The organism is Oleiphilus sp. HI0128 (genome assembly GCF_001635365.1).
Genome location: NZ_LWGG01001415.1, coordinates 14,814 through 40,733 on the forward strand (window position 1 = coordinate 14,814; position 25,920 = coordinate 40,733).

The window sequence follows — 25,920 nt, forward strand, 5'->3', positions numbered from 1 at the left end:
GTTTGAGAATTTTACGTGCCAAGCAGTCAAACGGAGATATGCCTAATACCAGCGGGCTTACCTCTCAGACCATGCAGGCCTGCTTGGCAAAATAGAGTTGGCAAAGTAAGCGCCTGAGATCCCTCCAGACAAGTTAGTCATCCATACCTTGTCCTCCCACCCTGAATTTCCTGAAGCCTATATTTTCAGGCATAATATAAGCTTAAATTTTTGATTCAGGATATCCCATGCAAGAAATCACTATTCAAGCCCCCGATGACTGGCACCTTCACTTTCGAGATGGAGACATGCTCGCAGAAACTGTCCCGGCAACCGCTCGGTGCTTTAAGCGAGCGATAGTGATGCCTAACCTTGTCCCGCCTGTTGTTAACACAGAAATGGCACTTGCTTATAAAGCCAGAATTGAAAACGCTATACCTGAAGGAGTCGATTTCACTCCCTTAATGACCCTATATCTGACAAACGATACAAAGCCCGAAGACATTACTCGCGCCAAGCAAGCGGGCATTATTGCAGCCAAGCTTTACCCAGCAGGAGCAACAACCAATTCCGATGCTGCAGTTTCAGCCTTGAACGAGCTTTACCCGGTTTTTGAGGCAATGCAAGCTTGCGACATGTTATTACTGATTCACGGTGAAGTGACCTCTCATGAGGTTGATATCTTTGATCGGGAAAAGTTTTTTATTGAACAACACCTAGCCCCTATCACCGAAAAATTTACCGAGCTAAGAGTTGTTTTTGAGCATATCACAACCTCTGAAGCTGCTCAGTTTGTACAAGCAGGCTCAGACAAACTGGCCGCAACGATCACTCCCCAACACCTGCTCCTTAATCGTAATGACCTGCTCGTAGGCGGTATTCGGCCCCATAACTTCTGCCTACCTGTACTTAAACGCAACACCCACCAAACAGCGCTTAGAGAAGCTGTAAAGAGTGGCTCAAGCAAATTCTTCCTTGGAACCGACTCAGCACCTCACGAAAAGGCGAAAAAAGAGTCATCTTGCGGCTGTGCTGGCTGCTACAGTGCCTGGAGCGCTATAGAGCTTTATGCGCAAGTATTTGAGGACCTTGGAGCGATCGACAAGTTCGAAGGCTTTGCCAGCCATCACGGCCCAGATTTTTACCAACTACCACGCAATACCAGTACTATCACACTTCAAAAAGAAGAATGGACCATCCCGGAGCAAATCATTCTCCCTAATGGCAATCCAATTGTTCCTTTTTATGCCGGGCAAACAGTTAACTGGAAGCTAAAAACAAAATAACTCCAGATCTCACCGTCTTGGCCGATATAAGCCAAGACGCCGCTGATTGCGGTCGTTATTTTTTCTACAAACATTGTAGAAATACGTAAGCATACTAGACTTATTCAAACAAGCTAAAACGATTGCTTCTAGTGACACTGAGGCCAGACTTGCTCGCTAAATAGGCTCGTCTTGTCGTTCGCACTCGAAACATTTTAGCGCTCGGTTCTTACACTGGTGATAAAGGTCACTCAATGAAATATGAATACGCTTGTCTGCTTTTCCTGCAGGTTCTCGCAACTGGCTGGCTAGTCATCGCACCGCCGCTACCAAGCTACGTCATCGTTCCCTTAGTGTTCATGACAATGATCGTTGGCTTTATGATTTGGCAACGCATTGAGCGATCTTTAGTGCCCTATGACCAAACACCGCGAGCAAAACGGGCGGCAAGAGAAAAGCAGGCGCAAATTGAGTTATTCGATAAAATCCACCATATGATGGATGAAAAAATTGCGCTTATCGCCCAGCTTGCAGAGGATACTGAAAAACTTACACACTCGCTTTCTGACGATACGACACAAACTGCAGAGACAATCGAACGGGCAGACAGCTATGCTAAATCATTATCAAAATCTTTAGATGAAAACCTTGAGCCCAGCACACTAGAAAGCCTCAACAACTTTGGAGAAGTTTCGAATCAGGCCTTAGCCCAGCTGATTCAGCAATTTGAAAACATTCAGGCGGCTTCTGTTACTTTAAACCAGAACTTTGACGATATTGATGCACGTTTTCATGAAGTAGTTGAGCATCTAGAAGATATAAACAAGATCAACTCACAAACCAACCTCCTTGCGCTCAATGCCGCGATTGAAGCCGCTCGAGCAGGCGATGCAGGAAGAGGGTTTAGCGTTGTTGCAGATGAAGTGCGCACGCTTTCAGTTCAAACAGATGATTTTAATGACAAGATCAGCGCTAAACTGGCAGAAACCGAAACCATGTTCAAAGAGTCTGTTGAGTGTCTGGATATTGCTGCCCAAGCCGACCTATCCAACACCCACCAAGCAAAGGAGACATTGCTAAGCTTATGGGAGCATTTGCAACCTGAGGACCCAGAAAATAATCCCAACCTGCCCTTGATCGCCTCTCTCAAAGAGGAAATAGAGCAGTTATATAACATTTCAAATACCGAGAAACTGTCCAGCGATGCAATTCAACAGAAAGCATACAAAGTTTATCAGGATTCGCAGCACTTCAAGGACTTCTTCGGTCCTATATTGAGTGATTTCAAGCAGCTATATAGCTGTAAAGACGAAGACCAGCAAGAAATTCTCCGACGCGCACTCTCTAAGCGAGTAAATAAAATCCCCTAAGTCTTACTTTTACTGGTACAGACAAGACAAAGCTATTACGTAATGTTAATATCACTTTCACACAAAGTTACAATTCTTTAGTTAGAATTTTAACTATCGGATAAGGATTTCAGGATCTTGGCTCATACATACCTATAAGATATAGAGATTAGCAGCGTTACTCTATTAATAACTGCACATTACGCAGAAGCCCGTTTTAGATTCTTTACGTTTATTCCAACTGTTGAAATCGCGCATACCACTATACATTTGCGGTTTTTAGCCCTTTCTTGCGTCATTTTATAGGAAGGGGCGAGTTGTTGAATTATGCCTGTCCATAATGAATATTTCGAATGTACAACTATGAAAGCAAAAGATACAAGTCAAATAGCACTCTCCAAACTATGTACACTGCTAATGTGTTTGTTCTTAAGTGGCTGCGAATTTTTTGATAGCGACCGGCAAGATAACAATGTTGATGGACGTGCTGTTAAAGGCGTCATCAGCAACGGCATAATCAGCGCATACCGAGCCGAAGATAATAGCCTGATCACACAAACACGCAGCGACTCATCCGGCTATTTTTCACTAGACTTAAACGAACTTGAAGATGGCACGCTCGTTCTACTCTCACTAAGCGTAGATACTGATACTCGCATGCTTTGCGACCTGGTAGAAGGCTGTATTGAAAAAATATCTGGCCAAACACTTTCGTTTGGTGAAGCAGTCAGACTCCCAGCTTATTTTCAACTCTTAGGTCTAACAAGCAAGCAAACCCACTCCACAACGTTTCTTTCACCTTTAAGTCACCTTATTGTTAAAACTGCGCAGTCTCTGCCTCAGGGCTTAAATGCGCAAAACATAGTAACAGCCACTCAGTGGGTCATGGAAAGTTTTGACTTAGAGAGCGACCCCTTAACTACCCCAACACTTGACCTAACAAAGCTCTCGGATGCAAGTGACGAATCTCTAAAGCAAGCAATTCTAAGCGCTTCTCTTTATGAGCACGCGCTTGATACAGAGTGGATAGGCACGAACCAATTGCTTGATCATATTCCCTTAGCGAACGTGTTCTACACAGCAAGCGACCTAGCAGAGCAGCTTTCTGCATACCTGGACACCTACTCTGACAACGGAAATAGTTATGCTAGCGCACTGAGCAGTATCACCAATGATGCTCAAAATATTGCAGAAGATCTCGACAGCGCTGAGCTTCAAATTCAAACTCAACCGCAGTCCATACATACCAGTGAATCACAAAGCTTTTCTTTGTTTGTTCTCGCATCCGGAGCGGGAAGCTTAAGCTATCAGTGGCAGAAGGATGGCGAGAATATCCCGGGCGCGACAGCAAGCTCCTACAATAAAACGAGCGCTCAACTTAGCGATTCTGGTTTATATAGTGTCACCATTTCCAACAGTGAGGAAACTATCCACTCGCTAGAAGCCCTTGTCTCAGTGGAAGAAAACGTGTTACCCGTCAGCATATCCCAGCAACCTAGCGCTAGCATCGTCACTGAAGGGGAAACAATCTCTCTCAGCGTCTTAGCGACTGGCGGAGATCCAATCAGCTATCAATGGCAAAAGAACGGCTCCTTAATTCCTGGCGCAACACATAGCACTTTAACGATTAGCCCAAGTTCAATAAGTGACACGGGAAGTTACCGAGTATCGATTAGCAACAATGTTTCCCAGGTTTATTCAAACTTTGTCAGCGTTACCGTCAATGAACAACTTGCAGCACCCAGCATTAACTCGCACCCCGTTTCATTAACAGTATCCGAAGGAAGCTCCGCTTCATTTAGCGTCAACGCTGGCGGTGGAGGCTTTCTGACTTACCAATGGCGACACAATGGCACGGATATTAGCGGCGCATATAGCAATACCTTAAGCCTAAACTCAGTCGAGTTAAGTGATGCAGGGAGCTATGATGTGACAGTTAGTAACACGCAAGGCTCCGCTACATCTTTCAGTGCAAACCTAAGCGTATTATCTATAAGTGTACCGGTAAGCATAACCCAGCAGCCCTATTCACAAGAGATCAACGCGGGTGAAAGTGTAGACTTAACAGTTCGCACTAGCGGAGACGGCCCATTCTCATATCAGTGGCTATTCAATGGCGAAGAGTTAGTTGGCGCTAATTCGCAGGACTTGAGCATCAGCAATGCGGGTATCGAAGATACCGGCTTATATTCTGTAGTCGTCAGTAATGCCAGCAGTGAAGCTTACTCACAAGAAGCCTTGGTCTCGGTTAACTCTCTACCTTCTTCACTCGAGCTAAGCTGGTCTGCGCCAAGCACACGTGAAGACGGCAGCGCACTGGAAAGTAGTGAAATTTCAGCATATGTTATCGAATATGCTTATAACAACACCGAGCTAAACCAAAGCATTCGTATTAACAGCACAGGTAGTGAGACCTACAACTACATAATCAGCGATGTGCAATCAGGAACAATGTACCTGCGTATTGCAACAGTCGATAGCAATGAGATTCAAAGCCAATTCTCTGAAACGATTTCTATCGACATCCCTTAAAGCACTTGTTAACGCTATTCAGCCACAGAGGTGAATAGCGTATCTCCTCTCCTTAGCTAGAAGTGTTGGCATACGCGACTCTTAGTTATTACCAAACTTCCTAGGCCTGTTAAAACGCCAGAAGTCCATTTCCTCTTCCCTTTGAATCGTAACAGCTTCATGCTCAAAGTATTTTTGCCTAAGCTCGGCAAGAGACTCATCAAGCTGTTCTGCATCAAGGCTCGCCACCAATTCAGCTCGCTCAGCCATATAGGCGTAACCAGTTTGCCATCTCGCCTCACGTTCTTGGTCCTTTGCAGCAAGTGTTTCAATTTGCTCTTCTGAATAACCTAACTGGCGCCGAATATTATCTATCTCTATCTGTCGCTCTTCAGCAGGCATTTCAGACAAACCCTTTTGAACAGAGCTAAGGTTAAAAAAGGCTCGAGAGATTACCCCTTCACTAAGGGCTGCGTCCTGGACACTTCCAGCTAAATTTTCATCAATTGCACTACGAAGTTGAAATAGCTTTTCATCCAGGCTCGTCTCATTTGATTGATCTAGCTGATGAAAAACTTCCTGCATTCTAAGTTTGCTTTGGTTAAGGTTATCTTTCTCATCTTGCCAAATTAGTTCGGCATCACTGCCAAAAATTTCTCTACGCTTTTCCCAGAGCATACCGTTTTTTGCTAAAGGAGATAATTCTTCCAGGTATAAATACTCTTCTGAAACCCAGTTTTGGTAGCGCTCTAAACCTTCAATGACACGAAAAATAGACTCGGCAAATTCAGGGAACGCTGCAAGCACAAGGCGAGTAAAACGCTCCTCCCCACTTTCCGGATACTTTTCCAATATATAACGTTTTACTGTTAAAAGACTCGCTTGAACCTTCAACTCGGCAATATGTTCTTTATAGTCTGCTCTTAGCTGAGCTAATATCTGAAGATCAAAGTCATCGTATTCCGAAGCGCCTAACTCAGTTTCGTTAACAGCTTGAACCGGCACCTCCAGGCTATAATTTCCTAAGATACTCTCTGGCTCCAGAGAGGTATTTGCTATATCCATCGAGTTAACGCTCAACTGATAGACAGTAACACTACCAGCTACCACTACCAGCCCAATAATCGATTTCTTCATTGATTATCATTCCTTAAAATGAAAACAACCCACTTGCTTCACAAGTGGGTTGCCTAATTAAGATATCCAATAGATAGCCTGCTACGATATCAGGTCGCAGGCCCTATCCTCTTTTATAACATTGGCTGCAATACTGGCCAAATAAGGTCAGCGAGCTTTTGCGAGCCACTGGTCGCAGGATGGATACCATCAATAATAATATCGCGGTCATTGATTACTGAGCGAGGGTCGATAAAGGTACAATTTGCTGTAGAGTTCGCACATGCCTGGGCTAAACGCATATCGCCATAATCAACCGCTTCTTCCACATCATCCAACCAAAGTAGTGCATTTTTAGGGTAGTAGTAGCCAAGGAAGATAACGTTTTCAACACCATTTGCATCGATATTATTCAACAAATTAACGACATCAACATACAAGTCGTCAATCAGGTTTTTACAAGAAGAGCTTAAACCCCACCACTGATACCACTCTGTCTTACAGTTGTACCAGTCAAACATAGTAATGATAGGGATAAGAATATCGTTACCTGCAGCATCCATAACGATCGTCTGGATATTCGGATTATCGTTCTTGGCAATCTCGAATTGCGTTGCAATATCAGTTGCATAGATACCGCCCGTTACTTCTGCACCCGAGATAGTATATTGACGGAACGTTTCTCCAGCATAGTCTTCAAGAATATCCTGAATCTTACCGGATAAAGCGAAAATCGAATCCCCAATGGTTACAACTTGATCGTTGTCAGCGTCTGTTACACGGTCATTGCTGACTAGACTACCAACACCGCCACAGCCTGTGAGTCCCGCAGAAATAAGTAATAATGCGATTATTTTCTTCATAATGAGTCCTTTTTATTTTATGTAATGATTGTTTTGTATAATCTTTTTACACAACATCAGCCCACGCTAGACTTGATGTAAAAAAGGCACATTAGCATTATTAGCCGGCGCCTCTCCATGACAGCACTTGCCTGTTTTTGACATTTGCGGTCACGAGTTCAAAGTTGTCGACCCGGTCTCGACTCTGAGTTATCTCAGGCCAGGTCATCTCGATACACAACAAGCTCATCCTCCTCACCATCTTTGACAAAGTAATAGGCGAGCATGGGTAATAGGGTAATTGAGCCAAGCATATTCCAAAGAAACATGAAGGTTAACAGTATCCCCATATCCGCTTGAAATTTGATCGGCGAAAAGATCCAGGTTGTAGTACCGATAGCCAGGGTCAGCCCTGTAAAAGCAACGGCTTTACCCGTTGAGTGGAGCGTATGGAAATAAGCTCTCTGTAAAGTCATGCCTTGCGTTAGGTACTCCTCTAGACGAGAGTAGATATAGATACCGTAATCGACACCTAAGCCCACACCCAAAGCAATAATTGGTAAGGTTGAAACCTTCACACCAATGCCTAAAAAGGCCATCAAGGCCGTACATAGAATGGAAGTCATGATCAAAGGCATAACAATGCAAACAACGGCTCGCATAGAGCGGTAGGCGAGCAAAACCATCATTCCGACAATCACATAAACAATAACCATCATAAAAGTCTGTGATTCAGCTATCACCTGGTTAGTCGCGACTTCAATACCTGCATTTCCAGCCGCCAACAATATTTGCACCTCATCTGACTCAAAGGTCTCCGTGTAAGCCTCTACCACATCAACCGTTCGCTGCAAGGTTTCCGCTTTATGGTCATTAAGAAAAATGAAAATAGGGGCTAAGCTGCAATCGCGATTAATAAAGCCCGAAGGCACGTGCTGCAAAGAAGTGTCGATAATTTTCTGGTTTCTCGATAATTCAAACCACTTATAACTCCCTTCATTAAATGCTTTGGTGACCGCCTTTGAAATATTCACTATCGAAACACTTAATTGAACACCCTCAGTATGATTTAGCTCCCACTGCAAACGCTCCATTAAATCCATCACTTCATAAGATACACATTGCTCTTGTGGCGTCTTAACCATCAGCACCATGACATCAGCACTGGTCGAGTAGTTACTGGTAATAAATGCATTATCCAGGTTATAACGAGAGTCAGGGCGTAACTCGGGAGCACCCGCATCTAGCTCTCCAATCTTCAACCCCTGGGAGACATAAAGACCCATTGCCACAGCAAATTGCGCAAGAATAATAAACTGCAAAGCATATTTATGAGATGCCATCTTCGCTATTCTTGCCCATATCGGGCTGGGGTGCTTTTCTACCTTACGCACATGCGCGATACCACGCTTAGTCACACCAAAGTAAGACATAATAATAGGCAGCAATACCATATTGGTGATGATAATACTGGCAATACCAACACTGGCACCAACGGCCAAGTCTTTTATCACATCCACCTCAACCACAATCAGGGTCATGAAACCAATTGCATCACTAATCAAGGCAAGCATCGCTGGCACATAATGGTGACGAAAAGTACGAAGCGTTGCCTCGAGTGACTCAAACCCTGCGCCCATTTCGTGGGTCAAGCCATTGATAAACTGGACCGAGTGGCTAATAGCAGTCGCGAATATAATAAAAGGAATCAGCACCGAATAAGGATCAAGACCATAGCCTAGTAAGTGCATAATCCCCATTTGCCATACCACCGCAACAATGGAGCAGCCAACAGCTGCCAGGGTGCTGGTAAGACATCGGGAATAGTGAAATAGCAAAGCCGCAGTAATCAATACAGCAACAGCGAAAAAGACAACGATCGCAGAGAAACCTTCAATCAAGTCGCCAATTTTTTTGGCAAAGCCAACAATCTGAATGTTGACCTTAGATCCTTCTCCCGCGTAGCGCTGCCTAACGTTTTCTTCCAACACCCTAGAAAAGTCGAGGTAATTTAACGGCTCCCCCGTCTCTGGGTTTTTCTCCAACAAGGGGACATAGACAATCGAAGACTTAAAATTATTCGCTACCAGGCGACCGATTTCACCCGAGCGCAAGATGTTCTGTCTCATTTGTTCCAGGCTGGCGTCACTTCCATCATAGTCATGAGGGATAACTGTCCCTCCCTGAAAACCCTCTTCTGTCACTTCAACCCAGCGAACATTAGGCGTCCACAGAGACTTTAACCCTGTACGATCCACCCCTGGTAAATAGAACACTTCATCACTAATTTTCTCTAGTACATCCAGATAATCCTTATCAAAAATATCACCTTGCTTGGCCTCGACCGAGATTCGAATAAAGTTCGCCAGGTTCTCAAGGTCCTCTCTGTTCTCAAGGAAGTTGATAACATAAGGGTGCTCTAAGGGGATCATTCTTTCCAGGCTGGCATCAGGCCTTACCTTCGTCCCCATATAAGCCAAAAACAAAGATACAGAGAGGAATAAGCACAAGACAACCAGCCTTCGGCTAAATATCCACCGCTCGACCATTGGCTCAGCAAGACTAACGCTCTGTAACTCTTGTTGTTCGATTTCACTCATTATCGTTTTTCACTCTTCTTACTTTTCAAGTGTCAGATTCGCATCTTAATAAGGCTGAAAGTGGACACCATGATCACTCACCAGCACCAATTCAGAGTTCTTTAATGTCGCAACAGCGTTATAAGCCTCTAGACCCGACTGTTTAACTTTAGAGAAAGTCTTACCCTGGTCGGTGCTGCGTACAATCACACCTGAAAAGCCACTTAATATCACCACGCCATTTTCATCAATCGTAGAGCCGGTTAAGTTAGTCGTTGCAGGCGTAGCAACCTTATCCCATGATTGACCTTCATCGGCTGAGCTATACACATTGCCTTTCAAACCATAAATCAACACTTCTTTGACCTGAGGGACTTCCTGAATGCCAAAAAAAGAGCCTTCATATGGGCTATATAAGGTTTCCCAGCTCTCCCCCTGATCATATGAGGCGAACATTGTGCCGGCCTCACCGACTATCAAAACGGCACCAGTGGATAAAACAGCAATTGAGTTTAGGTGGTAACGGTCAAAATTCTCTAAACGGTTTGCCATCGAAAACCAGGTCTTACCACCATCCTCGGTTGCAAAAAATAAACCGTAGGCACCGACAACATAGCCTTTATCTTTGTTTTCAAAATACACTTCCAAAAGAGGGTTCGCTGGCCCTAACTGGCTATCAAACTCAGCATTCGATAGGGCGAATTCGGCATCATCTAAATCGTAGGACAAATCGTCCTGAGCTTCCTCATCGGCGGCATCGTACTCTTCCCGAAGAGCTTGATAGTCTGCTTTAGCACCGTCAAGGAGCAGCTCATTAGCTCGCTTGCCATCAAACTGAAGCGTCCAGTTTTCGCCAGCATCTTGCGTATGAAGAACCACGGCACTATGCCCCACTGCCCAGCCATGGGTATCATCAACAAAGTACATCGCTGTGAGCATCGTTGAAACAGGCACCTTTGCCTGAACCCAGTTTTCACCTCCGTCATTAGAGTAAGCAATGACGCCGCGTTCGCCGATTGTTAGCAATCGATCACCGAGAGTCGTGACATCAAGAAAAGCCGACTTCTCGACATTGTTGAAGGTTCGCGAAGGCTCATCTAAACGATCCTTTAATTCAAGCGCACTAAGTGGCCCTGCAAGCAAAAGCAATAGAAAAAGGCGGTGCAGCATTTTGAGGCAAGCATAGCTATTCAACATGATGTTCAGTATTCTTTCCGTAATAAGTAGGTGCTTAATAAATTTAGCTCATCAATAGCAATAAGAAAAAGAATTTATGCCATATATCAATACTGCTGACGGTCAGCGAATTTATGTGCGCGACCTTGGCCCCAAAAACGCTAACACAGCTCCGATCATTCTACTCCATGGCTTTGGTATGCAGTCTCTGCATTGGCTACCTTTTGCCCTGCCCTTAGCAAGAAAGCAGCGTTTTATCATTCCCGATTTGCGAGGTTTTGGCCTTTCCCATCACATCAACCATGACCGGGATTGCGTCATGTCCAATTACGCAGACGATCTACAGCAAATAATCACTTCCTTAGAGCTGGAGAGTTTTAAATTAGCTGGTATATCAATGGGCGCCTTTGTTGCACTTAAGTACCAGGAAAAATATAGCGACAATCAGGTTGAACGTTATCTACATATCGACCAAAGTCCCAAATGCCTTAATGATAGTGAGTGGAAATGGGGGCTTTTTGGCGCAGAAAACCAAGAAAGACTCTCCGAAGCGACAGACCTAATAGGCAAGCTAGACCCTTATATTGAGGCTCAGGCAGCCTACGACACCCTCCCCAAAACACTAAGAAAAGAGTTATGGGATAATTTAGCAAGCTTCTTCTCTGATGCGCTGTCTCGCTCATCCCACAAAGCGATTGCCAGGAGAGTATGCTCAAATGAGTTTTTGGCCCGCAAAATAATGCCTGTCGATAACTGGCCCGTTTACATCACCTGTCTGAAAGCCTACATAGAACAAGACTACGACATGCTCGACGTTATCGCTAAGCTGAATAGCCCGCTGACATTAGTCGTTGGGCTTAAATCAACGATGTACCCCTGTACCGGCCAACTCCGCATTGCCGACCATCACCCCAATTGCGATGTTCTCACTTTCCGAAACAGCGGGCATACACCGCTTATCGATCAACCTTATCGCTTTTTTCAGACACTAAAAGGTTTTGCCCAAGCCTAAATTTTGACCTAAAAAACTGTTATGCTGCCGCCGAAATTTAAACAACATTTCTCGGAGTACTCGTGGAGAATATAACACCCGCATTAATTGGTGGATTACTGATAGGTCTTTCGGCCAGCCTTATTATGCTTTTTTACGGTCGTATCACCGGTGTCAGCAGCATGATTCAGAGCCTTGTTAAGCGCACACAAGGTAATACCTTAAACAGTTTTGCCTTCTTAGCAGGAATGGCTTTAGGTGCATTGTGCTTAAGCGAGCTCAGCCAAATTAATTCTCAACCCATTCCAAACCATCCGGTTATTATTATCCTTTCCGGACTACTTGTGGGCTACGGTACGTCAATGGGCAGTGGCTGCACCAGCGGCCATGGCATCTGCGGCATTAGTCGCCTTTCCCTGCGTTCGATCATCGCTACACTTTGTTTTATGACAAGCGGAATCATCACGGTAGCTATCGTGAGGCATGTCATATGAATGCTCTAATATATCTTTTCTTTGGTCTGTTATTCGGCCTGGGGCTCGCTTTTTCAGGTATGACTAACCCAGAAAAAGTCCTTGGCTTTCTCGACCTATTCGGCAACTGGGATCCGACGTTAATGTTTGTTATGGCTAGCGGCGTGGGAACGACCATGCTCGCCTACCATTTTATTTTCAAGCGTCGGCCGATAATAAATAGCGAGTTTTGTCTTCCAAACAAACAAAAACTGGATAAGCGGCTGATCATTGGTTCTGTTTTGTTCGGCGTCGGCTGGGGGCTTTATGGCTACTGCCCTGGCCCGGCTATTGCCGCCTTAAGCTACTTGCACAGCGATACTTTTTTGTTTGTCGCAGCGATGCTTGGTGGTACGATCATCCATACTGTACAAGGAAAAAAGCAACCTTAAGGGACGTGGACAGCTATGCCGGCAAATGCAACTCAAGTTCTTTGGCTTACACTCTATTTTGCCGTGCTCGGCTGGTCAGGCTACGAACCTATAGACTTGTATACCTGGGTGCTAGAAGTCGCTCCGGCGATCATCGGCCTGGTATTAATCGTTACGACAAGGCGAAGCTTTCCACTGACGCCCCTGCTGTACTTCCTAATCCTGATTCACTGTATCATTTTAATGATTGGTGGACATTACACCTACGCAGAAGTCCCCTTGTTCGACATGATAAAAGAAGCCTGGGACTTGGACCGCAACAATTACGATAAAGTTGGCCATTTCGCACAAGGCTTTGTCCCAGCCATTCTTGCCAGAGAAATCCTTATTCGAAAGCAGGTCGTTAACGGCGTCAGCTGGCTCAATTTCTATATTATTAGCATATGCTTGGCCTTCAGCGCATTTTATGAACTTATCGAATGGTGGGTCGCACTCTTATCAGACCAGGCAGCAGAAGCATTTTTAGGTACTCAAGGCGATAATTGGGATACTCAATCTGATATGGCAATTGCACTGGTAGGCGCGATTCTGGCTATTATCACACTCTCGAAAACACATAACCGCCAGTTACTCAGTCTTAAAAGCCGTGTAAAAGATGATTGACCCCTACGCAAACTCTTTAGAAATCCAGCTTCCTAACTGGTTAAGTGAATATCGTGCTAGCTACCAGATAAGTGAAAGCCTGAGCGAGCGAATGAAGTTCGTCATCGCGGCATCACAAAGAAACATTAATAAAGATACTGGCGGCCCCTTTGCCGCAGGCGTTTTTGAGACCGAGTCTGGCAAACTGATATCTTTAGGTGTCAACCTGGTCACAAGCCAAGGTCTATCAATATTACACGCAGAAATCCTTGCTATCAGCTTGGCTCAACAACAACTGGGTAGTTACGAACTAGCAAAATCCGAGCACCGGTTAGAACTGCTTACCAGTACCGAACCCTGCGCTATGTGCCTGGGAGCAATCCCCTGGTCAGGTATTCATCGCGTCGTCTGTGCGGCAACAGGCAAAGATGCCGAAGCGATAGGCTTTGACGAAGGAGATAAACCCAATGCTTGGAAAGCGGGTCTTGAAAAAAGAAAGATAGAAGTAATAACTGAAGTCTGCCGAGACGAAGCCAAAGCCGTACTAAACAGCTATGCTAATAAAAATGGACATATTTACTAGCATTCTCAGAACTAAGTTTATTTAGAAACCGCCTGGACTAGAATCCAAGGTTTAATCACTAAAGTCCACAGTTCGGCATCGGCCTCATACCAGGCTAAGGCCTGATCATCTGAAACCTGGGCAACCTGCCCCGAGGCTAGCCATTCCTTGAAGATCGGAGCATTATCTGCCGCAAACTGCTCGCCCACCAACAATAGATCAAGACCCGGAGCAACGTATAGCACCATGCCCGAGGCGAAGAAAGTCTGTAGCTCGCGCCAGGGAGCTCTAGCAGTTTCCAAGTTGAGTTTATGCTTAAGTGGAACTTGGTCATTAGCATTGAGTGACGGACTATCGGACATAAGCTACCTAACTTTACTTTCAAAGGAGTTTCGAACAGCAAGCTTTCGTCGCTCGCAGCCTTAAAGCAGGTAATGATACTGAATTTACACTAGAAGTATCCAGTAATAATGAACGATTCATATACTGGATACTTTTTAGATCCTAACAAACACTCAAGGACTGCTAGTTACGAGGCCATCACAGGCTGAACAAGGTCTTCAATATAACTTGATACGATGTCAGTACGGTGCTTCTCGAGCTGTTCAACAAAGTGCTTCACAATACGCTCAGGGTTAGGGAACAGCTTTGCATCGCCAACCAAACCAAACTGAATTTGCCCCGCATAGCTAATGATGCTCAAACCTAAACCGATATCACCCGTCTGGGGAACCCAGAACATCTGCTCTTTAATCTCAGCCCCAGCTAGGTAGCGAGTCTCTCTAGAACCAGGCACATTAGATAAGACAGCGGAGGTTTTGTTACCAAAACTTTCCAATAGGGTTTTCTGAACATTTTTAGGCAGCATGCCTGCCGCATAAAGAATGCCGTAGGACAAAGCTGGTTGAAGAGACTGTTTCAAAGAAATCATGTCATGCTTAATCTTGTAGACTCTCTCCAGCGGATTCTCGATCCCAACAGGCAAAGCCACAAAAACCGTTCCGAAGCAGTTACCCAGGTCGTCAGGGTTACCAGCCATATCCACTTTGCTTTCAGGGCGAATATTGACAGGCAAGGTCACGTGAACCTGCTTGCCATCGAGTTCTTCACCTGCAAGCAGCAACTCCTCGCGAAAGGCACCCGCAACACAAGAAATCAACAAGTCATTAATCTTACAGCCAACCACCTTGGAAATACCGTAAAACTTATCAAAGCTTATCGGCTCAGACCAGGCACAGGTTTTGCGAACACCTAACTTACCCTTCAAGACACGCTTAGGGTCTGGTGCCATCGTCGCCAACTGAGCTAGTTCTGCCGCTGCTTTAACTCCATCACCAACAAGCTCTCTAAGTGCTTCTTTATCGCGTAATACCTGAATACCTTCAGAAGAGACTTTCCTAGCCAATGAGGCATACCGATCTACACGAACTTTCGCAGTATCCACTACTTTCTGGTACCGGGGCCATTCGTAATTAATATCAGTAAGTGTCTCACTTTCTTCGGCCGCTACCTCGTCGTTATCCGCACATGAAGGTGAAAACGGTTTCACATTCGGCGCATCATCGGTAATCGAGTGAAAAACAGAAATCAAAGCTAGCCCGTCTGCATAGCTATGATGAACCCGCAGAATAATCGCATTACCCTGCTCATAGTTATCGACAAACAATAGCTGCCACAAAGGTTTGCTTGCATCCAGCGGTATGCTCGCCTGATCCGCAAGATAGCTCTGTAGAGCTTCTTTGTCTGCATTACCTGTTAGCGCAACACGTTTAACATGGTTATCAATATCGAAGTAAGGATCTTCCTGCCAATAATACTGCCCGGTCTTGAATACAGGGCAAGAAGTAAAGCGTGGAAAACGTAAGAAACGATTAATGATGGTATTTCTAAAATCATCAAAAGCCATACTCTCGGTAATGAGCATGGCATTTATAATCATCAGGTTGGTAGGAGAGTCCATACGCAACCAAGCTGTATCAGCACCTGTTAAAGGTTTTAATTTGCTGTTACTCATGCCTGACCCCAAATATTGTTTTTATGTAATGAGAACGACAGAACGATAGTGATTGCAAAGATAGCAGATATCTTGGCGAAACGGCACCAAGAAAGTAGTGTTATATCTGAGCAATATGACATTCAAGTTTCAATTGAAACCAAATGTTACATTTTTTAACACCGAAAAATAAGCCCATCTGCCATAATTATTTCATAGAGTTACAGACGCTTTTAAACTTAAGTTCTAAATAGCGCTCATTGTTTGACCAATTTAATATTCCATTGTTGCTCAAGCTGCGTATACTTATTGATAAATAATCTAACATTTGCACGGTTTCAGATACAAAGTGAAACCTAAGCAAAGCCATAGTCACAGGGCCTTCCAAGTGTGCAAACGCCGGAAAAGCCAGCTGCCAAATTTTAAGCGCAGCATGACTATTAGAGAGTTGGGAGAGTAAAATGCAAGCAATCCATGCGCGCAAACTGATAAAGCCGATCGAACAAAGCTATACCGAAATGTTTTCGGGCAAGGTCTTCACCGTCGGTAAAGGCGCGGTTAGCATTCGAAACCATAGCAGCCAAGCGAAACATACCGTTATTGGCGTTCACGGTTTTTTGGAAAATCATTGCTACTTTACGCAACTCTATAATGATTCTTCTACAGAATTGGTATTATTGACCTGCAGTAACTACCACGTTCCTGTTAGCGGCCCTATCCCAGAGCCAGCTGAGTGGGAAATACCTATTAAGTACCCTGAAGCGACCATTGAATACGATGCATGCGTCCTTAACCAGGCTCTCGAAAATTTACCGACAACTGAAAACATTCGTATTCACGGTCACTCTCGTGGCGGCGCCGTTATTCTCCAAGCGGTAAGCTTTCGACCAGAACTCTATAAGAATGTTGAGCTAATTCTCGAAGCGCCAGCCTTGCCTGGTGGTAAAACTCACCCACTAGTTTCAGCAATGCTGGAACCTGTCAGCCATGGTATGTGGCCCTGGGTTGTTCGTATGATTAATAGCACACCTTCATCGTCTTATGGACAAATGTTTTTTGGCAAGACCAATGAGCGCAAGAAACAACTGCTCAATAAGATGTTTAGTGCAACCAAAGACCATCTGACTATCGTGCGCAACATTGAGAACCTGTTTGCCTGGATGGATAAAGCTGACTATTCAGTTTATGAGCATGTTAAGCATGGCACCTTCCTAATCCCTAAACTAGATAGAATTCTTGACCGTGACTTAATGCTTGCCAGTGCCAAGCATAGCCCGAATGCCGTGAGAATTGTTGAAACTGATGCGATGAGCCATTTCGTATCACTGGACGACCCTAAATGGACACCGAGCCTTGACGACATGCCCACCGTTCTTAGCAACAAGCCCGCTCGTCCAACAATGAAACTCAACCCCGACCAGCAAAAGAAGCTACAATTATCTGCAGGCGTGTAGCACTTCTTAGCAGATAGTGACTCCGGCGTTGAGCCTTCAGCGCCCAAAACAGCCTTCAGCGCCAAAACAGCTCTCAACACCAGGCATTCAAAAATTCCACTCGATTCAGCGCCTGTCTTTCTATAGAATTCCAAACCTGTTCTATTGAGTATCAGGGATCCGCGATCACTATGAGCCGTGACAAGCTTCTTCACACCCATGCTTCTAGCCCTGCGGCCAAAAGGCTAAGAGAGGCAATGCTCAATTATCACGACTTCCAACAGCAATCAAAGCTCGACAATATCGACCACCACTTGGCAAAACTCGCTCACTGGCAAAGTGAGCGCTTAAAGTTCAGTCATCGCGATTTTTATCAATCAAGCGACTATCAAGACGGCTTATCCTTCCTGTTTACGGATTTATATTCAACCGAGGATTTCAGCGACCGCGATCGGGATCTTGAGCGAATATTTCCTAAAATGATCAAGCTTTTACCAAAAAAAATTCTTGAAACAGTGAGTCTTCTGGTAGAACTAAACTTACTTACTCAGCAGCTAGATCAGCGGCTTGCTGAAATCATATTTATTGAACACAACAGCAATGAGCTAAACGAGAAGATCTATTGTGAAGCTTATCGCGCTAGCGACAATCATGGCCAGCGACTATACCAGATACAACTGACTTCACAGCTGGGACAAAAACTCGACAAGTATGCGCGTAGCTCCGTCATCTTATTTACCTTACGCATGACCGAAGGTGCCGCAGAAATGGCTGGACTACAAGCACTTCATCAATTCTTAATGACCGGCTTTGAAGCCTTTCATAGCATGAAGGATGTACGCACGCTGATGAATACCTTAAGCGAAAGAGAAACCGTCTATCTCGATGAGATTTATCAAGGCAATAATCACCCCTTCAATTTTGACCTGAGCATATAAGCACAAAGGAAATACACATGACCGACCGCATCATTCTTGAACGAGTAAGGCTGGAGATTAAAGATCAAATTGCCTATGTAACCTTAGTTCGTGCAAGTAAGCTCAACGCACTCGATATAGCTATGTTTGAGGCCATTGCAAAAGTGGCTAAAGAACTTAAAAAGAACAAGTCTATCAGAGCGGTCATTCTATCTGGTGACGGTGATGCTTTCTGCTCTGGACTAGACATAAAAAGCGTTTTGAAAAGTCCGGTAGCCGCGCTCAAACTTTTGGTTAAACCCGGCACCAAGGCCTCAAACCTGGCCCAGGATGTCAGCTACCTGTGGCGCGATGCTCCCGTTCCTGTCATTGCAGTGACACACGGAAAATGCTGGGGAGGCGGCTTTCAAATCGCATTGGGTGCCGACTTTAGATACAGCACACCCGATTGCGAATTCTCTATCATGGAAGCACGCTGGGGTCTGATTCCCGACATGGGCGGCACACTAACGCTGAGAGAGCTGGCACCGATTGATATCGTCAAAGAGCTTGCGATGACGGGCCGAGTTTTCAATGCTGAAGAGGCTAAATCATATAACTTGATTACCCATATCTATGATGACCCGATGACCAAGGCAGTCGAATTCGCTGAAGAGATCAAACAGCGCTCGCCAGATGCCGTTGCCAGCAACAAGCTGCTTTTCAACAAAACCTGGCTTAGCACCATCAAACAGGCTTTAAATTGGGAAACAAAATTACAACGCAAGCTGATCGGTCGTTACAACCAGAGAGCAGCAGTCAGCCAAGGCACCAAAGGCGCGAAGCCCTTACCTTTTAAGAATCGCAGCTAAGCTTGAATCAAACAGGCTAGAAGCGATACTTTCCCGCCTCAACAGCCGCTTGTAATTCAGCATTAAAGGGCTGATAAGCTGTGTCGCCTGGAAGACAGACCCATACCGGGTCTGTTATCTGCTCCAAATCATAAGCAATTTTCTTCAAGTCAGTTTTCTTGTATTTGAAGGTTCCCGTTGTCTCCATCGATGAAGACAATCGAATAAAAATCGGCCGGGCATATGCGGGCAGATTCTCACTTAAATGTTGGTAGACCTCTGAAGAGTCAAAATGAGCACCTTTCTCAAGCGTAATAGATGCCATTCCCGCTCTACCGTTTGTCTCGGGTATCTCGACACCATAAACCACAGCATCAGCTACAGCAGTCATCTGAGCCAATACATTCTCGACCTCAGTTGTCGAAACGTTCTCACCCTTCCAACGAAAAGTATCACCCAGGCGATCAACAAATTGGGCATGATTGAAGCCTTGATCTCGCATCAAGTCACCGGTATTAAACCAAGCATCCCCCTGTTTGAAGACATTTCTCAAGATGGTGCGTTCGGTTTTCTCTGGGTCGGTATAACCATCAAAAGGGGTTTTATCGGTAATTTCACCCAATAGTAATCCCGCCTGTCCTTTTTTGACCCGTCGCAGGAAGCCATCGTGATGCCTGACTGGACAATCTTCTTCTAAATCATACTCGACAATGGCGTAAGGGATTGTCGTGAAGCCAACGGTAAAATCATGATTGAATATATTGAGAAAACCTACATTCCCCTCACTAGAGCCATAAAACTCCATCACCTTATCGACACCAAAGCGCTGTTTAAAACCCGCCCACAGGTTTGCTCGCAAACCGTTACCAAAAATCATTCTTACCTGATGATTTTTATCATCAGCACTTTCTGGCTGAGACATCAAATAGCGACACAACTCACCAACATAACAAATAGCAGTTGCTTGCGTTCGTCTTACCTCAGACCAAAATCTACTAGCAGAGAATTGTCGCGCCATAACCAAGCAGGCATCACCAGCCAAGACACTGCCCCATGCAACTACCAAGGCTGTACCATGATAAAATGGCAAGGTCACATAAGCTCGGTCACGCGGTGTCAGCTGTAAACATGCCAGTCCCGCACCACCAAAGGCTTTCATAAAACGTCCATGAGTCAAAATAGCCGCTTTCGGCAGCCCGGTCGTACCAGAGGTATAAAAATAACAGAAAGCCTCGGAAGGACGACTCCTCAAGGTACTACCCGGATTCTCTGAGCTTTCTTTCCTCTGCACCGCCGCAAGATCTGTCCAGCCATCAGGCAAAGCATCAGGGTCAACATCACTAAGCAAAGTGTCAGCATCATCAAAGAAAAAGCGAGCATTACTAGAAACAGGAAGACTACTCTCTACCTCAGAAATCGCTGAAAATAGCTCTCGCCCGACAATAATTGCTTTAGCATCGACGAGCTCAAAACTGTGGCGTAACACCGCGGCGCGCTGACTGGTATTGATGAGCGCACTCACGGCCCCTATTTTGGCAATCGCAGCAACACAGGCCAATAGCTCTGGGCGATTCTCCATAAAAACAGCAATGACATCACCTTTGCCGTAACCAGAGTTCAGAAGTGATCGCGCAAGTCGGTTAACCCACTGATTGAAGATCTGGTAAGTAAATTCCCGCTCTTCGAAAATTAACGCAAGCCCTTGCGGATTTCTTGAGGCCGACTGCTCAAGACAAACCCCCATCCCGGCAGGGTAATCACCTGGTTTTCGGCTCGCGATATACATTCCCTTGACTCTCTTGGGCGTACCTTTGATAAAAGCCGGTAGCTTAGAAACAAAACGAGGAAATGAGATGGTATTCGCCACTGCTTCAGTATCTGCGTTACACTTGGATATCGGGGCCATAAATTAGCTCTTTTTATTAGTTCGGCGCTTTACATCATCGGAAATTTACTTAGGAAAGACACTCATCTAATCGGCGAATAATTGATTTCTCAATTTTGGATTTAAGAGGCATAAGTAAGAAACCCAGCTCCATTTTCAGGTCAACCTGTTGTGGTAGCACTGTCATTCGCCCCTTAGCTCCAGCACCTTTGAAGCGCACTGTATCACCTTCCCAATGATATTTAACACCAAATTCCTCAGCCAAACTGACGACCATATCTTCGGAAATCTTCTTAATTTCATCGTGAGCCAAATGATGCTCTCGAACAACCTGTATCACTGACATATATTTTTCTCTAATCTGTTTACTGCTCTAGCCCTAACTTTGAACTTCTTCCAAAACGCGGCTCAATTAGACGCCCTAAATCTTTAAGCTAACGAAGCGCTTTCTATTCGGGCGAAACCCGACAGTTTACCTCGATTGCTCTTGATGCAAAACAACTGCCTAGCAAAGTTCATTCATTTACCTACAAGTCATGATAGTTTTCCTGACACAGCAGAGTTAGAATGAGCACAATTTTTAGATCCGCGTTACATATAGATGAGTATAGCCCATGACCCAAGAGTCTCACACACAAGATTCACAGGCCCAGCAATCACAAGATGACACTACCCACTTTGGCTTTAAAAATGTCAAAGCTGAAGAGAAAGCAGGAAAAGTCGCTGATGTTTTTCATTCGGTTGCCAGCAAATACGACATCATGAATGATTTGATGTCTTTAGGCATTCACCGCGTATGGAAGAAGTTAACGATCGAATCCAGTGGTGTCCGTCCGGGACATAAGGTCTTGGATATTGCAGGTGGAACGGGAGACCTGACCATGCAATTCTCCAAACGCGTTGGTGAACAAGGGCAAGTTATTCTCGCCGATATTAATTCATCCATGCTGAATGTCGGGCGTGACCGTTTACTAGACAGAGGCTACGGCAGCAACATCGATTTTGTTCAAGCCAACGCCGAAACACTCCCTTTTCCAGACAACTATTTTAATTGTGTCAGCATCGCCTTTGGCCTTAGAAATGTGACAGATAAAGACAAGGCACTAGCCTCAATGGCACGCGTATTAAAACCAGGCGGCAGACTATTGGTTCTTGAGTTTTCCAAGCCAAAGAATGACCTGCTCAGTAAAGTTTACGACCAGTACTCTTTCAAGGCTCTGCCTTTAATGGGGCGTTTGATCACCAATGATAGTGAAAGCTATCAATACTTGGCAGAGTCTATTCGCATGCACCCTGACCAGGAAACCTTAAAAGGTATGATGGAAAACGCAGGCTTTGCCAATTGTCGTTATCACAACATGAGCGGCGGCATTGTTGCTCTACATACGGGTATAAAACCTTAAGATGAGCCTTATGGACACTAAGCGGCTAACTAAAATTGCAGTTACTATTGAAAGTGCAATCAATACAGCTCTTTCAATGGACCCTGCGGCTCAGAAACATTTAAAACGCCTTAGAGACTGTGTGCTAGCCATTAGTGTCAGTTCCCCTAGCAAAGTTATCTATGTGGGCGTTGAAGAGCAAAACGAAGCCCAAAGTAACGAGTCAGACGATAACACCCAAGTGGTTTATCGAGTTGCCATACTCCCCGCTCAGGACCATTCCAGCGTTCAGATCAAAGGTTCCTTACTGTCCTTTATTAAACTTGCTAGCTCTAAGGACAAAAGCTTACTCTTCAAAACCAACGAAATTCAACTAAGTGGCGAATCTGTCAGAATTCAACAAATTCAGGCATTCCTTAGCATCGTCAGTGTTGACTGGGAAGGCATTCTCGCTTCTGTTATCGGCGATATTCCCGCACATATTATCGGCACCTCTATTCGCCAAAGTTTGAGTTTTGGCAAAAACCTGACTCAATCTTTGATCAGAGATGCGGAAGAGTTTATTAAGTATGAATTACGCCTGTTTCCAAATAAGGCTGCTGCTAAAAAGCAATTTGCAGCGATCGACAAGCTCTATCAGGCAAGCGAAGCTTTAGAGAAGAAAATTAAGGCTCGACTTGGTGATAAGTCAAATCAAGATAGCACTGTTAGCCAAGAGCAAACGACCAATTAACGCATAAATAAGAGATCAATAAACTCCGTGTCGAAGTTATTACTACTTACCAAACTCCGCAGAATATTCGTGATTCTGTGGGTCATTAGTCGCTACCGCCTAGACGAGTTTATTCCGCTTGCTCAGCTCCCCTTAAGCGCCAGACTACTTCTAATTCTTGCACCTTGGCACTTTTTTCCAAAACCGAAGATGTCTCGCGGTGAGCGAATCCGCTTAGCTTTGGAAACTCTGGGCCCTATCTTCATTAAGTTTGGACAGATACTCTCTACCCGACGCGACTTGCTACCTGATGATATTGCGGATCACCTCAAAAACCTACAGGATCAGGTCACGCCGTTTTCAGGAGCTATATCCAAGGCTTTAATTGAAAAAGGCTTGGGGAAGAAGGTTGGAGAAGTATTCCAAGAGTTTGACGATGAACCACTAGCTACCGCTTCCATTGCACAAGTACATAGCGCCACGCTACATTCAGGTAAAGAGGTAGTCGTCAAAGTCATTCGTCCTGGCATTGAGCGAACCATCGACCAAGATATTGCCGTCATGCTGTTCTTTGCTCTGGTTCTGGAAAACTATTGGGTGGATGGTAAGCGACTTCACCCGGTACAGGTCGTAAGAGATTATGAAAAAACAATTTACGATGAGCTCGACCTGCAAAGGGAAGCAGCAAATGCCTCCCAGATCCGTAGAAACTTTCTAGATTCTGAACTGATCTACATCCCGGAAATTCATTGGGACTACACTAACCAGCACGTTCTGGTCATGGAACGGGTGTATGGTATTCCTGTTGCTGACGTTGACGCGCTGAGAACCGCCGGGGTCAACCTGAAAGCACTTGCCGAACGCGGCGTAGAGATCTTCTTTACTCAAGTATTTCGCGATAGCTTCTTTCATGCTGACATGCACCCTGGAAACATATTCGTCTCGTCAAAGAATCCTCACAACCCGCAATACATTGCCATCGACTTTGGTATCGTTGGCACACTAACGCCTGAGGATCAAAACTACCTCGCACGCAATCTGCTCGCCTTCTTCAAGCGTGACTACAAAATGGTTGCCGAGTTACATATTTCATCAGGCTGGGTTCCTGAGGACACACGTGCAGACGAGTTTGAATCAGCCATCCGTACGGTTTGCGAGCCTATTTTCGAACGCCCGCTAAAAGACATATCCTTTGGACAGTTTCTGCTGCGCTTGTTCCAAACAGCGCGTCGCTTCAATATGGAAGTTCAACCCCAGCTTGTACTGTTGCAAAAAACCCTACTAAACATCGAGGGCTTAGGGCGGCAGCTCTATCCAGACCTGGATCTTTGGAACACGGCACAACCTTATCTAGAAAAATGGATGAAACAGCGCATCGCACCACCTGGTGTTTGGAAAAACGTTAAACAGCACTTGCCTGAGTGGCTTGAACAGTCACCAGAAGTGCCCAAGTTGATATTTGATGCCATGAATCAAATTAAGCACTTAGATAGCTTTACACAAAAGCGCGAACAGCAAACTATCCAGCTAAAAAATGACATAAATCTACAGCGCAAACAAACAAAAGACTATATGATAGGTGGTACCTTGTTGGTGCTAGCCATTGCCCTAAGTAAACCAGACACACAGCAGTGGTTAACAAATTTAACCTGGTCTGAAATCGGGCCAGCAATAGTCGGTGCGTACTTTATATTCCGCACCAAACGAATCACGAAATAACAGGCAGTTTAGTTACCATGTCTACGGTTTTAGAACAGTTAACAGAAGTTTTGGCCGAGCGTCGACAAGCCGATGCCAGCAGCTCTTATGTTGCCAGCCTACACGCCAAAGGCTTAAATAAAATATTGGAAAAGGTCGGTGAAGAGTGCACCGAAGCAATTCTTGCAGCCAAAGATGCTCAGGATGACGAAGGTAAGAAAGCCTTAGTCTATGAAACCGCTGATTTATGGTTTCACAGCCTGGTAATGCTTTCACACCTGGACCTCGAAGCTAAGGACATCCTTCAAGAACTTGAGCGTCGTTTTGACTTATCAGGCCTTGAAGAAAAAGCATCTCGTAAACAGAAATAGGAGAAGGTTATGGGTATCAGTCCAATGCAGCTACTGATTATATTATTGATCGTAGCACTTATTTTCGGCACCAAGAAACTACGCAATATGGGCGGAGACTTGGGTGGCGCCGTAAAAGGCTTTAAAAAAGCCATAAAAGATGATGAGAAAGCCGCTGTAGAAAAGAAAGACAGCGACATCATCGAAGGCAAAGCTGAAAAAGTCGAAAGCAATGATAAAGAGCAACAAAAGTAACCCTGATCAGGCACTAGCTATCGAATACTATGTTTGACGTTGGTTTTTTAGAGCTCGTCTTAATCGCTATCATCGGCCTATTGGTTTTAGGACCCGAGCGCCTGCCCGTTGCCGCTAGAACTCTGGGTCGCTGGTTTGGCAAAGCACGCCGCATGACCAGCCAGTTCACTCAGGAAATAAATCGCCAGATAGAACTCGAAGACCTAAAAAGCGAGCTTAAAAAGCAGGGCGAGAGTTTGGACATTAATGAAGATGTCGAAATGATCCAGAATACCGTTAAAGACGCCCTCAAAGAAGCTGAAGAGTTCGAGCCCTTACCAAGAGATGAGTATGACAAGCTGTTTCAGGCACCAAAAGAGCCTGATTCGTCAAAAGACCTTCAAAGCAATACGCAAAACGACAAGCCTAAGCAGTCATAACATGGCCTCCGTAATAAGCTAAGCATAGTAAAGACATGAGTAAGACTTCTGACAACGCAACTGAAAACGACACTGTAGTCGACCAAGGCCAGCCTCTAATCAGCCATCTGATAGAATTGCGCACACGCCTCCTGCGTTCTGTGCTTTGCGT

25 protein-coding genes are annotated in these 25,920 nt (G+C 45.0%); 17 read left to right on the forward strand and 8 right to left on the reverse strand.

Annotated features, from left to right (window positions below):
- Positions 1-227 precede the first annotated feature (227 nt).
- The 3 genes from pyrC (at position 228) to A3763_RS23285 (ending at position 5,125) form a co-directional block, all read left to right on the forward strand.
- A complete protein-coding gene (pyrC, locus tag A3763_RS23275; RefSeq protein WP_068516767.1) occupies positions 228-1,265 on the forward strand; it encodes a dihydroorotase in 1,038 nt (345 codons plus the stop codon).
- Between the two features lie 233 nt (positions 1,266-1,498).
- The gene (locus A3763_RS23280) at positions 1,499-2,614 is read left to right on the forward strand and encodes a methyl-accepting chemotaxis protein (protein WP_068516764.1); all 1,116 of its coding nucleotides are present in this window, start codon (positions 1,499-1,501) and stop codon (positions 2,612-2,614) included.
- Positions 2,615-2,920: 306 nt separating this feature from the next.
- Positions 2,921-5,125, forward strand: a complete 2,205-nt coding sequence (locus A3763_RS23285) for an immunoglobulin domain-containing protein (protein WP_068553466.1) — start codon at positions 2,921-2,923, stop codon at positions 5,123-5,125.
- An 81-nt stretch (positions 5,126-5,206) separates the two neighbouring features.
- On the opposite strand, the gene A3763_RS23290 is transcribed toward A3763_RS23285, so the two are convergent.
- The 4 genes from A3763_RS23290 to A3763_RS23305 form a co-directional block, all read right to left on the reverse strand.
- Positions 5,207-6,241 carry a hypothetical protein gene (locus A3763_RS23290; protein WP_068516759.1) on the reverse strand — a complete coding sequence of 345 codons (1,035 nt, stop codon included), beginning with the start codon at positions 6,239-6,241 and terminating at the stop codon, positions 5,207-5,209.
- A 113-nt stretch (positions 6,242-6,354) separates the two neighbouring features.
- Complete coding sequence (locus tag A3763_RS23295; RefSeq protein ID WP_068516756.1) at positions 6,355-7,083, reverse strand: SGNH/GDSL hydrolase family protein; 729 nt, start codon at positions 7,081-7,083, stop codon at positions 6,355-6,357.
- A gap of 194 nt (positions 7,084-7,277) precedes the next feature.
- Positions 7,278-9,662, reverse strand: a complete 2,385-nt coding sequence (locus tag A3763_RS23300; protein WP_068760609.1) for an RND family transporter — start codon at positions 9,660-9,662, stop codon at positions 7,278-7,280.
- Between the two features lie 45 nt (positions 9,663-9,707).
- Positions 9,708-10,838, reverse strand: coding sequence for a YCF48-related protein (locus tag A3763_RS23305; protein WP_082865196.1), 1,131 nt, complete (start codon positions 10,836-10,838; stop codon positions 9,708-9,710).
- Positions 10,839-10,914: 76 nt separating this feature from the next.
- Between A3763_RS23305 and A3763_RS23310 the strand changes: the two genes are divergently transcribed.
- The 5 genes from A3763_RS23310 (at position 10,915) to A3763_RS23330 (ending at position 13,916) form a co-directional block, all read left to right on the forward strand.
- Complete coding sequence (locus tag A3763_RS23310) at positions 10,915-11,829, forward strand: alpha/beta fold hydrolase (protein ID WP_068509332.1); 915 nt, start codon at positions 10,915-10,917, stop codon at positions 11,827-11,829.
- A gap of 62 nt (positions 11,830-11,891) precedes the next feature.
- Positions 11,892-12,302 carry a YeeE/YedE family protein gene (locus A3763_RS23315; RefSeq protein WP_068516751.1) on the forward strand — a complete coding sequence of 137 codons (411 nt, stop codon included), beginning with the start codon at positions 11,892-11,894 and terminating at the stop codon, positions 12,300-12,302.
- Positions 12,299-12,712 (forward strand): DUF6691 family protein, encoded by a 414-nt coding sequence (locus A3763_RS23320; RefSeq protein ID WP_068516746.1) that lies wholly within the window; start codon positions 12,299-12,301, stop codon positions 12,710-12,712. The genes A3763_RS23315 and A3763_RS23320 overlap by 4 nt, the downstream gene beginning before the upstream one ends.
- Before the next feature lie 15 nt (positions 12,713-12,727).
- On the forward strand, positions 12,728-13,354 hold the full coding sequence (locus A3763_RS23325; protein ID WP_068516744.1) for a DUF2238 domain-containing protein: 627 nt from the start codon (positions 12,728-12,730) through the stop codon (positions 13,352-13,354).
- Positions 13,347-13,916, forward strand: a complete 570-nt coding sequence (locus A3763_RS23330) for a nucleoside deaminase (protein ID WP_068509914.1) — start codon at positions 13,347-13,349, stop codon at positions 13,914-13,916. The genes A3763_RS23325 and A3763_RS23330 overlap by 8 nt, the downstream gene beginning before the upstream one ends.
- Before the next feature lie 17 nt (positions 13,917-13,933).
- Here the strand turns inward: A3763_RS23330 and A3763_RS23335 are convergent, their stop codons facing one another.
- Positions 13,934-14,257 (reverse strand): DUF2288 domain-containing protein, encoded by a 324-nt coding sequence (locus A3763_RS23335; protein WP_068516741.1) that lies wholly within the window; start codon positions 14,255-14,257, stop codon positions 13,934-13,936.
- 167 nt (positions 14,258-14,424) lie between these two features.
- Positions 14,425-15,909 carry a wax ester/triacylglycerol synthase family O-acyltransferase gene (locus A3763_RS23340; protein ID WP_068514503.1) on the reverse strand — a complete coding sequence of 495 codons (1,485 nt, stop codon included), beginning with the start codon at positions 15,907-15,909 and terminating at the stop codon, positions 14,425-14,427.
- Between the two features lie 440 nt (positions 15,910-16,349).
- Between A3763_RS23340 and A3763_RS23345 the strand changes: the two genes are divergently transcribed.
- From A3763_RS23345 to A3763_RS23355, 3 genes are all read left to right on the forward strand, one after another.
- A complete protein-coding gene (locus A3763_RS23345) occupies positions 16,350-17,342 on the forward strand; it encodes an alpha/beta hydrolase (RefSeq protein ID WP_068516739.1) in 993 nt (330 codons plus the stop codon).
- A 170-nt stretch (positions 17,343-17,512) separates the two neighbouring features.
- Positions 17,513-18,259 carry a hypothetical protein gene (locus A3763_RS23350; protein ID WP_068514029.1) on the forward strand — a complete coding sequence of 249 codons (747 nt, stop codon included), beginning with the start codon at positions 17,513-17,515 and terminating at the stop codon, positions 18,257-18,259.
- A 17-nt stretch (positions 18,260-18,276) separates the two neighbouring features.
- Positions 18,277-19,089 (forward strand): crotonase/enoyl-CoA hydratase family protein, encoded by an 813-nt coding sequence (locus A3763_RS23355; RefSeq protein ID WP_068516736.1) that lies wholly within the window; start codon positions 18,277-18,279, stop codon positions 19,087-19,089.
- 16 nt (positions 19,090-19,105) lie between these two features.
- Here A3763_RS23355 and A3763_RS23360 read toward each other — a convergent pair whose 3' ends face one another.
- Positions 19,106-20,974, reverse strand: coding sequence for a long-chain-acyl-CoA synthetase (locus tag A3763_RS23360; protein WP_068516732.1), 1,869 nt, complete (start codon positions 20,972-20,974; stop codon positions 19,106-19,108).
- A 49-nt stretch (positions 20,975-21,023) separates the two neighbouring features.
- Positions 21,024-21,299 carry a polyhydroxyalkanoic acid system family protein gene (locus tag A3763_RS23365; RefSeq protein ID WP_068516730.1) on the reverse strand — a complete coding sequence of 92 codons (276 nt, stop codon included), beginning with the start codon at positions 21,297-21,299 and terminating at the stop codon, positions 21,024-21,026.
- A gap of 268 nt (positions 21,300-21,567) precedes the next feature.
- Between A3763_RS23365 and ubiE the strand changes: the two genes are divergently transcribed.
- From ubiE to tatB, 6 genes are read left to right on the forward strand one after another with little or no spacing between them, the layout of a single operon-like run.
- A complete protein-coding gene (gene ubiE / locus A3763_RS23370) occupies positions 21,568-22,356 on the forward strand; it encodes a bifunctional demethylmenaquinone methyltransferase/2-methoxy-6-polyprenyl-1,4-benzoquinol methylase UbiE (protein WP_068516050.1) in 789 nt (262 codons plus the stop codon).
- A 10-nt stretch (positions 22,357-22,366) separates the two neighbouring features.
- Positions 22,367-23,068, forward strand: coding sequence for an SCP2 domain-containing protein (locus A3763_RS23375; RefSeq protein WP_068516727.1), 702 nt, complete (start codon positions 22,367-22,369; stop codon positions 23,066-23,068).
- Between the two features lie 27 nt (positions 23,069-23,095).
- Positions 23,096-24,766 carry a ubiquinone biosynthesis regulatory protein kinase UbiB gene (gene ubiB, locus A3763_RS23380; RefSeq protein WP_068516722.1) on the forward strand — a complete coding sequence of 557 codons (1,671 nt, stop codon included), beginning with the start codon at positions 23,096-23,098 and terminating at the stop codon, positions 24,764-24,766.
- 17 nt (positions 24,767-24,783) lie between these two features.
- Complete coding sequence (locus tag A3763_RS23385) at positions 24,784-25,116, forward strand: phosphoribosyl-ATP diphosphatase (RefSeq protein WP_068512015.1); 333 nt, start codon at positions 24,784-24,786, stop codon at positions 25,114-25,116.
- Between the two features lie 9 nt (positions 25,117-25,125).
- A complete protein-coding gene (tatA, locus tag A3763_RS23390; RefSeq protein ID WP_068512005.1) occupies positions 25,126-25,350 on the forward strand; it encodes a twin-arginine translocase TatA/TatE family subunit in 225 nt (74 codons plus the stop codon).
- A gap of 29 nt (positions 25,351-25,379) precedes the next feature.
- Positions 25,380-25,769: a Sec-independent protein translocase protein TatB gene (gene tatB, locus A3763_RS23395; protein WP_068512008.1), complete on the forward strand. Its 390-nt coding sequence runs from the start codon at positions 25,380-25,382 to the stop codon at positions 25,767-25,769.
- Positions 25,770-25,920: the final 151 nt, after the last annotated feature.

What these genes read in the sequence shown, in the direction of transcription:
- tatA (WP_068512005.1), top strand. Translation starts at nt 25,126, where the DNA reads ATGGGTATCAGTCCAATGCAGCTACTGATTATATTATTGATCGTAGCA.
- A3763_RS23355 (WP_068516736.1), top strand. Translation starts at nt 18,277, where the DNA reads ATGACCGACCGCATCATTCTTGAACGAGTAAGGCTGGAGATTAAAGAT.
- A3763_RS23375 (WP_068516727.1), top strand. Translation starts at nt 22,367, where the DNA reads ATGGACACTAAGCGGCTAACTAAAATTGCAGTTACTATTGAAAGTGCA.
- A3763_RS23285 (WP_068553466.1), top strand. Translation starts at nt 2,921, where the DNA reads ATGCCTGTCCATAATGAATATTTCGAATGTACAACTATGAAAGCAAAA.
- A3763_RS23360 (WP_068516732.1), bottom strand. Translation starts at nt 20,974, where the DNA reads ATGGCCCCGATATCCAAGTGTAACGCAGATACTGAAGCAGTGGCGAAT.
- A3763_RS23330 (WP_068509914.1), top strand. Translation starts at nt 13,347, where the DNA reads ATGATTGACCCCTACGCAAACTCTTTAGAAATCCAGCTTCCTAACTGG.
- tatB (WP_068512008.1), top strand. Translation starts at nt 25,380, where the DNA reads ATGTTTGACGTTGGTTTTTTAGAGCTCGTCTTAATCGCTATCATCGGC.
- A3763_RS23345 (WP_068516739.1), top strand. Translation starts at nt 16,350, where the DNA reads ATGCAAGCAATCCATGCGCGCAAACTGATAAAGCCGATCGAACAAAGC.
- A3763_RS23320 (WP_068516746.1), top strand. Translation starts at nt 12,299, where the DNA reads ATGAATGCTCTAATATATCTTTTCTTTGGTCTGTTATTCGGCCTGGGG.
- A3763_RS23310 (WP_068509332.1), top strand. Translation starts at nt 10,915, where the DNA reads ATGCCATATATCAATACTGCTGACGGTCAGCGAATTTATGTGCGCGAC.
- ubiE (WP_068516050.1), top strand. Translation starts at nt 21,568, where the DNA reads ATGACCCAAGAGTCTCACACACAAGATTCACAGGCCCAGCAATCACAA.
- A3763_RS23290 (WP_068516759.1), bottom strand. Translation starts at nt 6,241, where the DNA reads ATGAAGAAATCGATTATTGGGCTGGTAGTGGTAGCTGGTAGTGTTACT.
- A3763_RS23350 (WP_068514029.1), top strand. Translation starts at nt 17,513, where the DNA reads ATGAGCCGTGACAAGCTTCTTCACACCCATGCTTCTAGCCCTGCGGCC.
- A3763_RS23305 (WP_082865196.1), bottom strand. Translation starts at nt 10,838, where the DNA reads ATGTTGAATAGCTATGCTTGCCTCAAAATGCTGCACCGCCTTTTTCTA.
- A3763_RS23340 (WP_068514503.1), bottom strand. Translation starts at nt 15,909, where the DNA reads ATGAGTAACAGCAAATTAAAACCTTTAACAGGTGCTGATACAGCTTGG.
- A3763_RS23280 (WP_068516764.1), top strand. Translation starts at nt 1,499, where the DNA reads ATGAAATATGAATACGCTTGTCTGCTTTTCCTGCAGGTTCTCGCAACT.
- A3763_RS23325 (WP_068516744.1), top strand. Translation starts at nt 12,728, where the DNA reads ATGCCGGCAAATGCAACTCAAGTTCTTTGGCTTACACTCTATTTTGCC.
- A3763_RS23335 (WP_068516741.1), bottom strand. Translation starts at nt 14,257, where the DNA reads ATGTCCGATAGTCCGTCACTCAATGCTAATGACCAAGTTCCACTTAAG.
- pyrC (WP_068516767.1), top strand. Translation starts at nt 228, where the DNA reads ATGCAAGAAATCACTATTCAAGCCCCCGATGACTGGCACCTTCACTTT.
- A3763_RS23295 (WP_068516756.1), bottom strand. Translation starts at nt 7,083, where the DNA reads ATGAAGAAAATAATCGCATTATTACTTATTTCTGCGGGACTCACAGGC.
- A3763_RS23365 (WP_068516730.1), bottom strand. Translation starts at nt 21,299, where the DNA reads ATGTCAGTGATACAGGTTGTTCGAGAGCATCATTTGGCTCACGATGAA.
- A3763_RS23300 (WP_068760609.1), bottom strand. Translation starts at nt 9,662, where the DNA reads ATGAGTGAAATCGAACAACAAGAGTTACAGAGCGTTAGTCTTGCTGAG.
- A3763_RS23385 (WP_068512015.1), top strand. Translation starts at nt 24,784, where the DNA reads ATGTCTACGGTTTTAGAACAGTTAACAGAAGTTTTGGCCGAGCGTCGA.